Source organism: Xenorhabdus indica (assembly GCF_014467235.1).
In the GTDB taxonomy this organism is placed as follows: Bacteria; Pseudomonadota; Gammaproteobacteria; order Enterobacterales; family Enterobacteriaceae; genus Xenorhabdus; species Xenorhabdus indica.
This window is the reverse complement of sequence record NZ_NKHP01000017.1, coordinates 86,147-99,366: the sequence shown is the minus strand read 5'-3', so window position 1 is coordinate 99,366 and position 13,220 is coordinate 86,147. Positions and strand designations below refer to the sequence as shown.

General features: G+C 41.6%; 12 protein-coding genes, 1 tRNA gene and 2 pseudogenes. 5 read left to right on the top strand and 10 right to left on the bottom strand.

Going from position 1 to position 13,220, the window contains the following annotated elements; all coding sequences use genetic code 11:
* Positions 1 to 208 (bottom strand): hypothetical protein (locus Xind_RS13745; RefSeq protein WP_187650272.1); only part of this gene is annotated, 208 nt, incomplete at its 3' end.
* 400 nt (positions 209 to 608) lie between these two features.
* On the opposite strand from Xind_RS13745, the gene Xind_RS13740 reads away from it, so the two are divergent.
* Complete coding sequence (locus tag Xind_RS13740; protein ID WP_047678569.1) at positions 609 to 884, top strand: hypothetical protein; 276 nt, start codon at positions 609 to 611, stop codon at positions 882 to 884.
* 163 nt (positions 885 to 1,047) lie between these two features.
* Here Xind_RS13740 and Xind_RS13735 read toward each other — a convergent pair whose 3' ends face one another.
* The 6 genes and pseudogenes from Xind_RS13735 to Xind_RS13710 form a co-directional block, all read right to left on the bottom strand.
* Complete coding sequence (locus Xind_RS13735; RefSeq protein ID WP_081988930.1) at positions 1,048 to 1,422, bottom strand: type II toxin-antitoxin system YafO family toxin; 375 nt, start codon at positions 1,420 to 1,422, stop codon at positions 1,048 to 1,050.
* Positions 1,422 to 2,030: a hypothetical protein gene (locus tag Xind_RS13730; RefSeq protein WP_047678563.1), complete on the bottom strand. Its 609-nt coding sequence runs from the start codon at positions 2,028 to 2,030 to the stop codon at positions 1,422 to 1,424. The genes Xind_RS13735 and Xind_RS13730 overlap by 1 nt, the downstream gene beginning before the upstream one ends.
* A 147-nt stretch (positions 2,031 to 2,177) precedes the next feature.
* Entirely contained in the window at positions 2,178 to 2,525 is a 348-nt protein-coding gene (locus Xind_RS13725; protein WP_047678560.1) for a hypothetical protein, read from the bottom strand.
* A gap of 416 nt (positions 2,526 to 2,941) precedes the next feature.
* Positions 2,942 to 4,095, bottom strand: a pseudogene (locus Xind_RS13720) (IS3 family transposase).
* A 61-nt stretch (positions 4,096 to 4,156) separates the two neighbouring features.
* A pseudogene (locus Xind_RS13715) lies at positions 4,157 to 4,339 on the bottom strand (Arm DNA-binding domain-containing protein); the annotation flags it as partial.
* A 100-nt stretch (positions 4,340 to 4,439) separates the two neighbouring features.
* A tRNA-Arg gene (locus Xind_RS13710) sits at positions 4,440 to 4,514 on the bottom strand.
* Between the two features lie 198 nt (positions 4,515 to 4,712).
* On the opposite strand from Xind_RS13710, the gene mlaA reads away from it, so the two are divergent.
* Positions 4,713 to 5,465 (top strand): phospholipid-binding lipoprotein MlaA, encoded by a 753-nt coding sequence (gene mlaA, locus Xind_RS13705; RefSeq protein WP_047678551.1) that lies wholly within the window; start codon positions 4,713 to 4,715, stop codon positions 5,463 to 5,465.
* Positions 5,466 to 5,526: 61 nt separating this feature from the next.
* On the opposite strand, the gene fadL is transcribed toward mlaA, so the two are convergent.
* Entirely contained in the window at positions 5,527 to 6,861 is a 1,335-nt protein-coding gene (gene fadL / locus Xind_RS13700) for a long-chain fatty acid transporter FadL (RefSeq protein WP_187650267.1), read from the bottom strand.
* Between the two features lie 728 nt (positions 6,862 to 7,589).
* On the opposite strand from fadL, the gene fadI reads away from it, so the two are divergent.
* From fadI to sixA, 3 genes are all read left to right on the top strand, one after another.
* Positions 7,590 to 8,900: an acetyl-CoA C-acyltransferase FadI gene (fadI, locus tag Xind_RS13690; RefSeq protein WP_047678545.1), complete on the top strand. Its 1,311-nt coding sequence runs from the start codon at positions 7,590 to 7,592 to the stop codon at positions 8,898 to 8,900.
* Positions 8,900 to 11,068, top strand: coding sequence for a fatty acid oxidation complex subunit alpha FadJ (gene fadJ / locus Xind_RS13685; RefSeq protein WP_187650271.1), 2,169 nt, complete (start codon positions 8,900 to 8,902; stop codon positions 11,066 to 11,068). Before fadI ends, fadJ begins: the two co-directional genes overlap by 1 nt.
* A 301-nt stretch (positions 11,069 to 11,369) precedes the next feature.
* Entirely contained in the window at positions 11,370 to 11,867 is a 498-nt protein-coding gene (gene sixA / locus Xind_RS13680) for a phosphohistidine phosphatase SixA (RefSeq protein ID WP_047678543.1), read from the top strand.
* A 38-nt stretch (positions 11,868 to 11,905) separates the two neighbouring features.
* Here sixA and smrB read toward each other — a convergent pair whose 3' ends face one another.
* The gene (gene smrB / locus Xind_RS13675) at positions 11,906 to 12,448 is read right to left on the bottom strand and encodes an endonuclease SmrB (RefSeq protein WP_047678540.1); all 543 of its coding nucleotides are present in this window, start codon (positions 12,446 to 12,448) and stop codon (positions 11,906 to 11,908) included.
* Positions 12,449 to 12,539: 91 nt separating this feature from the next.
* Positions 12,540 to 13,160 carry a hypothetical protein gene (locus Xind_RS13670; RefSeq protein WP_047678537.1) on the bottom strand — a complete coding sequence of 207 codons (621 nt, stop codon included), beginning with the start codon at positions 13,158 to 13,160 and terminating at the stop codon, positions 12,540 to 12,542.
* Positions 13,161 to 13,220: the final 60 nt, after the last annotated feature.

Genomic DNA, 13,220 nt, shown 5'->3' with positions numbered 1-13,220 from the left:
GTAATAACTTAAGCACTTCAAGGTTATCACCCTCAATAAACAAGTTTTCCGTGGTATCCCAGTTCACACTTTCTTCTTTACAAGGGCGTAAGGTGCCTGTCGGAGGTGTTTGCGCAATTTGACGGGCACGAGTCTTGCCCTGCCACGTGAAGCTGTAGCGTTCGTCGCTTGTCATCAGCGGAATACGCTGTAATAAAAAAGGCCGCATTAAGCCTGTCTTTTAGTCACATCTCAAATTACGAGCAAATGACCGCAATTTGATAAATATACCCAACTGATTTTAAAGGAAATATTTCCCAATGCTGTCTCGATAAGTTTAAAATAATTCATATAAAAAAAACAGCAGGATACAAAGTTGTGTATAAGAGACAGGCATTAAGCGACCTTGAATTTATTCCGTTATCGGATAGTTTTATCTGGATAATATTTCGGACAAAGATAAGCATTGCTCTGTAGTTAATTCAAATGTCACTATTTTATTTCCCATATGTGACACCTGTATTTCCTTACCTTCACCGCTGTCAGATATGATATTCAGCTCATAAATCGATGGCTTACAAAGTGTAATTCCATCTTCTTTTAAAATTGTCTTATTAACGAGGTTACTCATGGGAATACTCTCCGAGTTAAATAATCTGTTAGATTCGATCCCTTTATGGAAAAGACTTAAATCCGTACCCGATGAAGTGGAGCAGCTAAAACAACGTGTTGCTGAACTTGAAGCCTACATACAGGCGAAACCTGGTGATAAATGCCCTAAATGCGGAATGATGAACTATAGCCTTGATAGAACAGAACCCGATCCTACATTCCACGATTTAGGCGTCCAAAGGGATGTGTATTTGTGTTCAAAATGTGGTTATGAAACATTCAAGCAACGCTAAATTAGAAATCTCCCTTATTTAGGGGGATTTTAGTCATCACAAAAGGCCACGCCATGCGCAGCCTTGAATTTATGGTGTCATGACCATTTTGTTGAGTTCAGCGAAATGCTTGAGTTGTAAACTTAGAGTTGACTACTGGTAGATATGAAAAAGCCCCGCCTGGTTAGCTGTTCTGGAAATCTTCTGCACGCTGGGCGAGTATGCTTTTAAAGGTGGTTCGCGCAATTTCATGCGCATTAGGCGTCATAATGCTTATTATTTGATAGCTGTCAGTATTCAACCAATGCCGGGTGTAAACCAGATAACTATTTGATTTTCTGTCTAGCTGTGGTTTGTTATCTTTCCACGCCCTTTCACCGGGTAGCTTAATATGGATTTTGTAAACATGGGAATCGCAGAGTGAAGCGCAATCTTCCCATTGACCTTCATTACCAAAGACATCTGGAAGAATATGGTTAACCTTCCATTCCCTCAGTAGTTTTAAATAGAAAATAGCAATGTTCTGACGCTCTACGTCAGGATGAATACTGAAAGGCATCAGTGACCAAACACCGATTGAGACAGGCCAATTTTTTTATGTTCAGCTTCAATTAGCTTTCTTGCATCATCAGCAGAAATAAGACCAGTTGTGGCAAGCGTTTTACCCGGCGCTTTCGACTGCTCATAGGCAGCAAGCACATCCTGAAGAGCGAACTCAACACTGGCTACCGCTTTACCAAACTCAATAAGCTGTTTGCGAGAACTGGATACGCCCGATTCGATTTGTTGCTGCCCGGACGAGGTTACTTCGGTAATCGCAATTTTTATAGCCTCTTTAAGCTCAAAAATGAACTGTGTTTGATTTTTCACAGCCTTGATCACCTTAGAGCGAAAGGATGCAGGGTATAAAAGCCCGCCCCCATTTTTCTCACGTAACGCAATCATCTTTTGTAACACGGCGCGCAAATTGGCGGCATCCTCTCTCAAAATGGAAGAGGCTTCCGATATGGGTAAAAAAACAAAACCACTCGGTGCGTTATGAGATACCTGATCACGCTGCTGCATATTTGGAATAACTGGGATGTTTACGCTCTTGGCAGGGACCGGAGCCAGCGAAATACACAGTGCACCAACGAAGGTGGCTATCATCGTTTTAGCGTTGCTCATCTGCCCCTCCTTTATCCGGTATGATGTTGCCGACATTATAGACACAATTCCTTCTTGCAGCAATTGCCAGTGTTCAAACGGAAGGTATCCCCAGAAAACAAAAAACCCCGCTGGAGCGAGGTCTGAAAATAAGTTAATGATATAAAATCAATATCTTATATCTGTTACATATTTATCAACAACTCTAATTGTTATGGTTTTCCCTTGAAGGAAAGCATCATAAACAACCGGATTAAGCACTTGACTTGCTCTTTCCACACGAATGCAGCCTTCAAGATTTCTTTTTTGGTTAACAAACCAATAGTGATTATTTGGAGCCTTACTCATACGAATTATATTTTCAAATTTCCCTAAATACTCTCCATCGGGTATCCATTTTGCACAACTAAATACAGTCTCAGCCGTATTGGTAACCTTATCCTCCGCAGCCATACCCGCTCCGGCAACCAGGGATAAAAACAATCCCGCAAGAATACTTATTTTTTTATTTATCATAACAATCCCCCTTATTTATATGGATTAATCTCAATCAAGCATCGATTAGATATTACCTACACAACATCTGAATATTCCATATTAAAATAAGGACAACGCTGATAACTTAAATCAGATAAAAAGAAAGTTTTAGAGTTTATTAATAATCATCAATGGAATGATAATTATCATAATAAATCTCGTTTTATCTCAAAAACAAAAAACCTCGCACGATGGCGAGGCAAAATGTATGAAGCAATAAACCTGTGATAATACTACGTCACTGTTTCTCACTATTCGAGAAAAACTAATAAGCTGTGTGACATTGCTATCACTCTTATCACAATATACCGACTTTTGTAATTACGCAACTCTATTAACGATTTCTTTTTGTACGCATTTGTCCAGTTCCAGAACCACATCAGAAACTGTTCTGCTCAAGAAAAATCGGACATTTTTACGAAGGCCATTTCATATTCCACAGGAGTTAAATCATTATTAGCCGTGTGTAATCGCGTTAAATTGTAATAATGCAGATAATCCAGCACATCTTTTTTCATCTCCGCCTGATTTTCATGATGAATTTTGAAGAGCCAATCAGGTTTTAAACTGCCAAAGAAACGTTCAACGACTGCATTATCCCAACAGGCCCCCACATCCCCCTGACTCGCTCTCATATCATAACTGTCGAGCAGATTCCGAGATGGCTGGCTTGTATATTGGCTGCCTCTATCACTGTGAAAAACACAGCCTTTTGACGGCTGGCGTAAGTGATACGCTTTCGTTAAGGCCTGACTGATCAGGGTCGTATCTATCTCCGTTGACATCTGCCATCCCACGATCCGCAGCGAGTATAAATCCATCACGATGGCCAGGTATAACCAGCCTTCAGGCGTTTTGAGATAGGTAATATCGCCTGCCCAGACTTCATTCGGGGCCAACGGATTAAAGTTCCGGTTAAGCAGGTTACAGGCCGTTGATACAGCTTTCCCTTTGCGTGGAGCCCGGTAGCTTTTACGCTGCCTGACGGATAAGCCGAGCTGTTTCATCAGCTTTCGGGTCCGATAATCACTGATAGTAAAGCCTTCTTTGCGTAATTTTTTCGCCAACATCCGATAGCCTAAGCTTTCCCGGCTTTCTTTAAACAGCGCGGTGGCTTTTTGGTGCAATGCGCGTTGCTCATCGGAAAGCAGCCGAACGGGTTTTGCCTGCCAGGCATAAAACGTGGAATGACTGACTTTCATCACGCGACATCACTGGCAAATGGGAAATTGCTCTGCATGTTCTTTGATGAACCAACACCTTACAGCAGTTCTCTCGCAAAGAAGGCGCTCGCCTTTTTTAAGATCTCTTTCTCCATTTTTAGCTGTTTGTTTTCTTTACGAAGCTGCGATAACTCCTGTCGCTCCTCAGTGGTTAACGCTCCGGGTTTGGCTTGCTCCACAGCCTGCTTTCGCCATGTATACAGGAGTTTTGTTGAGATACCCAAAGTTTCAGCCGCCAGTGGGACGGTATAACCCTGTTCAACAACCAGATTGACAGCTTCTCTTTTAAAGTTATCAGTAAATTTTTGGGGCGATTTTCGTTTCATAAAGACACCTTAATTACATTCTATTCCTTTACCAAAATGTCCGAATTTATTAAAGCACAACAGCCTCGGTGAGCGTTACTACCGGATAAACACCTAACGAGATCATTTTAGTTTTACCCGCGAATTGATAACGGTATCGCCAGCCTTTAGAACCATTGGTATCAATTAACAAAGATAGCCCGTTGCCATCCGCCAATGTATAGGGAATTTCTATACAAAAAACTATACAACAAATTGTAGAGATTTAGGAAGACGGTTGTAGACTTCGAGGGATTAGAGTTTCCCGCTATAGCTTTATTTTTATGGGGGTTGGAGGCTTTGGTAGACGTTGAGAGAGATTTGTTTGGCGCCCCCTGCAGGAATCGAACCTACAATTAGCCCTTAGGAGGGGCTTGTTATATCCATTTAACTAAGAGGGCGAATAAAACAGGGCGTAGTATATCTCTTTTTCTTTCCTGAGATAAGATATAACGAACTGTTTGCCTATATAATCACCAATTATTTTGATTACCATTAAAGAAAAATTGGCAGTATATTTAACATATTGGCGGCTATTGGCTGAAAGGCATAATGCTCGAAAACGGGCAATGGCAAAAAGTAATCATATGGAGAACAATATGAAGTATCGTCTGAGCGGGGTTGCTCTTACTGCTGTGCTACTGGTGGGATGCGCGAGTTCATCGAATACGAATGAACAAAGGCGCTCTGATCCGCTGGAAGGGTTTAACCGTACCATGTTCAACTTTAACTATAATGTTCTCGACCCTTATGTACTAAGGCCTGTCGCAGTAGTCTGGCGTGATTATGTGCCAATGCCTGCACGAAACGGTATTGGTAATTTCATGAGCAACCTTGAAGAACCTGCCAGTATGGTTAATAGCTTTCTACGTGGAGATATCAATGAAGGTGCGAAGCACTTTAATCGGTTCTTTTTGAATACTATTTTGGGTATGGGAGGGCTTATTGATGTTGCTTCAATGGCGAACCCTAAACTGGCAAAACAGGATCCAATGCGTTTTGGTAGTACGCTAGGATACTATAATGTCGGTTATGGCCCTTATGTTGTTTTACCGGGTTATGGCAGTTTTACCACCCGTGATGAGGGGGGAAATTTAGCAGACATGACTTACCCTGTTTTAAGTTATCTCACGCCTTGGATGTCTGTAGGTAAATGGGTATTTCAAGGCATTGAAACCCGGGCGCGTTTATTGGATTCAGACGGCTTGATGAAAAATTCCTCTGATCCGTATCTGATGATGCGTGAGGCTTATTTCCAGCGCCACGATTTTCTGGCTAATGGCGGGAAGCTGACACCAGAAGAAAATCCAAATGCTGCTGCTATTCAGGATGAGCTAGATTCTATCGACTAATTTTATAAAGAAATTAAAAAAGGATAGCTCAGGCTATCCTTTTTTAGATCATGGAAGATGATTAGAATGTGTAGTTAAGGCCTACACCGAACAGCCATGCAGTTCCTTTTGAATCGAATTCATATGGTGCACTGAAAGGTCCTTGTTGAGCTTCTTTTGGTAATTTTTCACTCACATGGACTTTTTTGCCACGCATGTAGGAAACACCAACATCGACAGAAGCATCTTTATTAAATGCGTAAGTGGTTCCCGCACTTAGCCAGAAGCGATTTTGGTCTGGGATAGAAATAGAACGATTCTGTGCTGGTACAGGACTTTCATCGAAAGCGATACCGGTACGGAAAGTCCAGTTATCGTCATGATAATAAGTTGTTCCTAGTGAAATACGGTAGGCATTACGGAATCCTTCGTGTTTTTCGAATAGATCATTGCCCTTACCGTTTTTAGGTTTACCCCTCAATTCTTTAAATTCGTTCCAGCCTGTATAGAGGAAGCTATAGTGGATTGCCCATTGAGGTGCTACACGGTTGTAACCGGAGATTTCCCACATATCAGGTAGGTTCAGATCTAACGTTCCTTTAACTGTATTGCCACCTAGCCCATCTGGTAGTAGTACAGGTTTGTCGTTGCTGTAATCACCGTTTTTAAACTTTACTTTGACTTTCGAGCGATAAGTCAAACTATAACGATTGTTTTCATCAAACTGGTACAGAAGGCCCGCATTCCAGCCATAACCCCAATCTTTGCCTTCCAAACGAGCTGCTTCTGCGGTTGCAGGAATGTTAATATTAAGTTTTGGTCGTAACTGTTTATATTTCAGTGTTAATGCTGGCCCTAATTCACCCATATGGCGAATAATTTCAGCATCAGCATAAACTGCATTCACACCTAAACCAAAACTGAACTGATCATTCAGTTTATATGCACCGCTTAGATTAAAGTTTACAGTTTTGAGTGAGGTTTTGCCGCCAATTGAGCCTGCTGCATAGTTATTGCTGAAATTTGTGCCTAAGCCAAAGTTACTCGTGGCTGATGCGCCAACAAACCATTGCTCAGTGATTGGGGTAATAAAATGCAGGTTTGGTATCGGAGCATTTGGTGCAATATTTTTTGCATCAGTGCTGTGTTTAAGCGGGGACTGGCCCGTGATATCAACGCTTGGTTTGACGTAAATAAGGCCGCCAGAAAATGATGGACGCTCAAATAGGGTCATGGCTGCAGGGTTGCGGCTACCTTCAGAAGCATCTTCTGCAACGACACCTGCTCCAGAAAATGCCCGACCTAGTCCTGATGATGAATACTCATTCAATTGAAAACCGGCAGCACTAGCATTAGATGAAATAATTGCAACCGCCACTGCTAATGCTGAACGTGTAAATAGGTTTTTCTGGTTCATAACCAAAACCTCATTGTTTAATTATTATTTAACATGCTACTCAATGTAGCTGAGAGCGCGGAATTGTAGAGTCAGTTTATCATAATGACAAATCAGACCAGTGCGGGAAGTATAGGCCCGATATCATAATGTGTTGCAAGAATGTTTTTAAAATATGACGAAATTGATTACAAAAATGGGACTTGCTTAACAAAAAAGAGACCACCCAGATTGATAAATTGTAAATAAAAAGCCGTTTAATATGCTGAGATCAATAAATAGTGAGATAAATGATATTAAACAGTGTAATTAAACGTTGTAGTGCGCAGAAGAAACTGCCGTTTGGTCTGTTGTTGTGTTGATGATGGATTGCAACTGACAGTAGTTCTTACGCGTAATTACGCTTAGTTGTCAGGCAGAAGCAATGATATTCCAGTTAGGATTGCGTTAATTCTTTCTTGAGTCAAGGTTTTGGGCAACTGTTTTCCACTGTAGTCTAAGGCAGTGGAAAAACTGACTCTCATCCGTGGTAATCAATGATTATTTCTTTATCTTTTTCTCGCATGCTATCTGTTCAAGTTGTGTAGATTGTAAATATATTAAAGTTGCGCTTGCTCGCATTTTTAGTTTATTCCTGTTTGCTATTCTCCAGCATTGCGTTAACAATGCTCCATCAGGTCTGACCTCTTATGGGGTGAGTAAATATTTTTAATCAATTGATTTAGTTAATGATTATTTCAGGAGTTGCTATGAGTCGTTCTTCAACAAAAGTGGCACAACAAAAGGGACGAGTGGCTATTGTCAGTGGGTTGCGCCTTCCTTTTGCGAAACAGGCGACTAACTACCACGGTATTCCGGCTGTTGATCTAGGAAAAGCGGTTGTCAGTGAGTTGGTCATCAGAAGTGGGCTGTCACCAGAGAAGATCGATCAATTAGTTTTTGGGCAAGTTGTTCAAATGCCGGAAGCACCAAATATTGCAAGGGAAATTGTATTAGGTGCTGGCTTAAGTGTTAGTACAGATGCATATAGCGTTTCCCGGGCCTGTGCAACCAGCTTTCAGGCAATCGCGAATGTAGCAGATAGCATTATGGCTGGGACAGTGAATGTGGGGATCGCGGGTGGTGCTGATTCTTCTTCAGTCTTGCCAATCGGGGTAACCAAATCATTGGCTCGCACGCTGGTTGATATGAACAAAGCGAAGAGTTTGTCGCAACGCCTTAAATTACTTAGTAAATTGAAGTTAAAAGATTTACTGCCAGTATCACCCGCTGTTGCTGAATACTCAACGGGGTTACGAATGGGAGATACGGCAGAGCAAATGGCAAAAACCTATCATATCAGTCGTAAAGAGCAGGACGAATTGGCTCACCGTTCTCATGTATTGGCTGCTAAAGCCTGGGAACATGGATTATTGCGTAATGAAGTGATATCAGCACATTTCCCACCGTACCATGAATCTCTGCTGGAAGATAATAATATCCGAAAAAATTCAGAACTCACCTCTTACGCTAAGTTGCGCCCTGCTTTTGACCGCAAACATGGTTCAGTGACTGCTGCCAATAGTACACCGCTGACGGATGGTGCGGCGGCGGTTATTTTGATGAGTGAATCTGCGGCTAAAGAACTTGGTATGACTCCGTTAGGTTATTTACGCAGTTACGCCTTCTCAGCCATTGATGTTTGGCAGGATATGCTATTGGGGCCATCTTATGCGACGCCGTTAGCGTTGGACAGAGCGGGTATTACTTTAAATGAACTTTCGCTCATAGATATGCATGAAGCATTTGCTGCTCAAACCCTTACGAATTTAAAAATGTTTGCCAGTGAAAAGTTTGCCCGCGAGAAATTAGGGCGCTCTCAGGCAATTGGCGAAGTGGATATGGATAAATTCAATGTATTGGGCGGTTCAATTGCTTATGGTCATCCGTTTGCTGCGACTGGAGCCAGAATGGTGACTCAGACACTGAATGAGTTGCGCCGTCGTGGTGGTGGGCTTGGATTGACAACAGCTTGTGCTGCCGGTGGATTGGGTGCAGCGATGGTATTGGAGGTAGAATGATGGCTCAGGCTGAAAAAGAAATAATTATGTCAGAGACACAATCAGTTTTCAGTTTTTCTATCAGAGATGACAAGATTGGTGTCATTACGATTGATGTCCCAGGTGAGAAGGTCAACACGCTGAAAGCGGAGTTTGTTGAACAATTTTTGACAGTTTTTGAGAAGGCACAACAAGTTTCCGGCTTAAAAGGTTTGGTAATTGTATCCGGCAAACCCGATACATTTATCGCTGGCGCAGATATCACTATGATCGCAGGCTGCCAAACCCAACAAGAAGCAACAAAATTGGCTGAAAAAGGTCAGGAATTGTTTGCCCGGATTGCCAATTATTCTTTACCGATTGTTGCCGCCATTCATGGTGCATGTCTGGGGGGCGGGCTGGAGTTAGCATTAGCCTGCCATGCACGTGTTTGTTCTCTGGATGATAAGACGCGTCTTGGTTTACCGGAAGTGCAGCTTGGGTTATTACCCGGTTCGGGGGGAACTCAGCGATTACCTCGTCTGATAGGTGTCAGCTCTGCTCTGGATATGATGCTGACAGGCCGCCAACTGAAGGCAAATCAGGCAAAACGCCTGGGCGTTGTAGATGATGCGGTTCCTTTGGATATTTTGCTGGATGTCGCTGTTCAATATGTCAAAAAAGGAATAATTAAGCGTAAGTCGTTAGCATGGACACAGCGTCTGTTGGCAAGTGCCTTGGGCAGGCCACTGTTGTTTCGGATGGTTCAACAAAAAACACAAGCAAAAACTCATGGTCATTATCCGGCACCAGAGCGGATTATTGATGTCGTTCGTACCGGACTGGAAAAAGGGCAAAAGACGGGTTTTCAGGCGGAAGCCAAAGCATTTGGTGAACTGGCTATGTCGCCAGAATCGGAAGCATTGCGCAGTCTGTTTTTCGCTGCTACCTCATTAAAAAACGAAACGGGTTCTTCAGAACAGCCAGCTAAGATCAAACATGTGGGGATTTTGGGTGGTGGTTTGATGGGGGGCGGAATTGCCAACGTTACTGCCACTCGCGGTAATTTGCCTGTTCGTATCAAAGATATTAATGAAAAAGGTATCAATCAGGCGCTTAAATATACATGGGATCTGCTTTCTAAACGAGTCAAACAACGGCGTTTGAAACCGTCGGAGTGTTCCCGTCAAATGTCTCTGCTTTCCGGGGCAACTGATTATATCGGCTTTAAACAAGCTGATATCGTAGTGGAAGCTGTGTTTGAAGATCTGGTATTGAAACGTAAAATGGTTTCAGAAATTGAGGCACATACAAAACCGGAAACTATTTTCGCCTCCAACACTTCTTCATTGCCAATTCACCAAATTGCAGAAGTTGCTAAACGTCCGGAGCAAGTTATCGGTCTCCACTATTTCAGTCCGGTTGATAAAATGCCGTTGGTGGAAGTGATCCCGCATGCAGGAACCAGTGAAAAAACAATTGCGACGGCGGTAGCGCTGGCGAAAAAACAGGGTAAAACAGCGATTGTTGTTGGTGATAAAGCAGGGTTCTATGTTAACCGAATTTTGTCTCCTTATATCAATGAAGCGGGTTATTGTTTAGTAGAAGGTGAACCTGTTAACCATATCGATAAAGCGTTGGTGGATTTTGGTTTCCCGATTGGGCCAATCAATTTGCTGGATGAAGTCGGTATTGATGTTGGAACAAAAATAATTCCTGTCCTGATAGAGCAATTAGGTAGCCGATTTACTCCACCGGCAATTCTGGATGCAGTATTGAATGACAACCGTAAAGGCAAGAAAAACGGTCGTGGTTTTTATTCCTACGAGGTTAAAAAAAGTAGATTCTGGTCATTCAGAAAAAGCAGCAAAGAGGTTGACTCTTCCATCTATTCTTTGTTGAAAATTAAGCCTAACGCCAAGATATCTCCATCAGACATTGCTCAGCGTTGTTTAATGCCGATGTTAAATGAAGCTGTTCGCTGTTTGGATGAAGGTATCATCCGAAGCCCCCGTGATGGCGATATTGGCGCAGTATTTGGTATCGGCTTCCCGCCATTCCTGGGAGGGCCATTTCGTTATATGGATAAACTAGGTAGTAATAACGTTGTGGAAATTTTACGCCGCCTGGAGCAACAACATGGAGAAAGATTTGCACCTTGTGAACGCCTGGTTCAAATGGCTGAACAGAATGAAAAATTCTATGAATAATTTATAGTTTTTGTGGAATAAATTATATCGGCTCTTTCAGTTCAAGAGCCGATTTTTTATGCCAAATGATTTCTGATTCTTATAATATTTTTTACTTGTTGAGTAAATGAAATAATAATAACCAAACAAGATATATATAATTCGTCTTTAGTGATTTTATTTGTTTTTATTTTGAGGCAGAATGCTTATCAATCCTAATTGATGTCCTTCTGTTAAAGTGTATATCAATAATATGGTTTTATTTTCATATAATTAATTACCTAAAAGCGGTGTAATTTAAAATTTAACTCAACGGTGAATTATGTTCGTTTTTATTATGCGTCACGGTGATGCCGCTTTCGACTCAATCAGCGATGCAATGCGAGAATTAACACCACGTGGTTGTCAGGAATCACAAAAAATGGCTCTTTGGCTTGCGCAACAGTTGCCTGATATCGATTGTGTCTTAGTCAGTCCTTATATCCGGGCAGGGCAGACTCTGAAAGTCGTTCGTGAGAGCTTGACATTGCCTGATAGTGAGGAGGTGTTAGAGGAGTTAACACCATCGGGTGATGCGGCACTGGTAGCGAGCTACTTACAAGTTTTGGCAATTCAGGGAAAAAAAGCAGTATTGTTAGTTTCCCATTTACCTTTGGTTGGTTATTTAGTATCTGAACTTTGCCCTGTACAAACTCCGCCTATGTTTACAACATCCGGTATTGCTTGTGTGGAGTGGGATCACCAGACAGCGAAAGGCTGCCTATTATGGCAAACCTCTCCAGCACACTTAGTGACAAACAATATTAGTGATAAGCAATAAATGACAAAAGCCTGGTTGATCAAAGGCAGAGTTCACATTTAGCGCTGTATAAACTCATCCTGTTCTACCAAAATGAGCAATGCAGCGTTTCCTCCCCACTCTTTGGGAGCTTGATGAAAAGCAATGATATCGGGATGTTGAGCGAGCCATAATGGTGTTTGTTGCTTAAGAATATGTTTGCCGTGACCATGCATAATACAGGCACAATAGACGTTTTCACGGCGGCAGGCGGCTATCAAAGCCCCAATTTCTTGTTTAGCCTGCAACTGAGTTAATCCGTGCAAATCCAGAAAAAATTCAGGGGGATAATCTCCTCGCCGTAATTTCTTCAGCTCATAATGATTGGCACCTTCACGTACATAACGGGTCGGGCCTTCCATATCGAGATTGGGCTGGAACTCATCAGAAAAATAGTAACTGGCATCGACCTGTTCTTGCATCAGACGCTCAGGAGCAATCTGGCCGATTTTTTTTCTTCTGGGGGAATGTAAGACTTTATCTTGAGCAATACGACGGGTTCCTGCAACAGACGTTCTAAATAGGCTGATGTCTTCTTCACTTAATGTTATTTTCTTCTTCATTACATACTAATTTTATTAACAACTTTTGGTCAGTGTACCTGATTTTCTATCATTTTGCTTAAATGCTATTACATAATATAACCATGTATATTTAGTGGTTATTTGTTGTTTTCTTCAAAATGGCTTGCCAATGTTTTAATCTTTTTTGAAGAGCTTGTAGAACATGTTTCTTTTCTCTGGTGCTGGGGAAAAAACTATTGATCGTATTTTGATCGTGCTTTTCCCAGAGCGCAGGATTTTGGGTTAATCTTTCGTACCACATTGGTTTATTGATATGAATGTCGTTTTTGAAATCAGAAGGCAGGGCGAAAAGAAAGTTATCCATAGAATTTTTAGCCAAATGACTTGAAGGGTATTCTTTTAAGATAATGAGCTTATTTAAAAAAATATTGTTTAAGTGGTATTGCCATTCTTCCCTTTTGCCAAAAAAGGGTTCTATTGTTTTGTAGAACAATTCAGAATTCTTGAACTGTGTGATAGTAGGATCAATTATAATTCTCTGGCTTTGATGGTAAGCTTCAATAACAAGATGAGTCGTAGGGCAACTATCGTCCACGCCGCGCCAGATGAATACGCCAATTGCCCGATGGGGTATATGTACTCGATGAAGATATTCACTGACATAATCGGCACATCTAAAACAGGCTGCTTTAGGTGATTTAATAAGATCTAATATATTTTTATCATTAAGAATTTCATCCAAAAAATTCACAATTGCTCCTTGATTCATAAAATGGATTGACAAAATTTTTTGGTTATAAAATAAATGTAT

Coding starts and splice junctions, on each gene's coding strand:
- fadL (WP_187650267.1), bottom strand. CDS start 6,861: ATGAACCAGAAAAACCTATTTACACGTTCAGCATTAGCAGTGGCGGTT.
- Xind_RS13735 (WP_081988930.1), bottom strand. CDS start 1,422: ATGCCTTTCAGTATTCATCCTGACGTAGAGCGTCAGAACATTGCTATT.
- fadJ (WP_187650271.1), top strand. CDS start 8,900: ATGGCTCAGGCTGAAAAAGAAATAATTATGTCAGAGACACAATCAGTT.
- Xind_RS13740 (WP_047678569.1), top strand. CDS start 609: ATGGGAATACTCTCCGAGTTAAATAATCTGTTAGATTCGATCCCTTTA.
- mlaA (WP_047678551.1), top strand. CDS start 4,713: ATGAAGTATCGTCTGAGCGGGGTTGCTCTTACTGCTGTGCTACTGGTG.
- sixA (WP_047678543.1), top strand. CDS start 11,370: ATGTTCGTTTTTATTATGCGTCACGGTGATGCCGCTTTCGACTCAATC.
- Xind_RS13730 (WP_047678563.1), bottom strand. CDS start 2,030: ATGAGCAACGCTAAAACGATGATAGCCACCTTCGTTGGTGCACTGTGT.
- smrB (WP_047678540.1), bottom strand. CDS start 12,448: ATGAAGAAGAAAATAACATTAAGTGAAGAAGACATCAGCCTATTTAGA.
- fadI (WP_047678545.1), top strand. CDS start 7,590: ATGAGTCGTTCTTCAACAAAAGTGGCACAACAAAAGGGACGAGTGGCT.
- Xind_RS13725 (WP_047678560.1), bottom strand. CDS start 2,525: ATGATAAATAAAAAAATAAGTATTCTTGCGGGATTGTTTTTATCCCTG.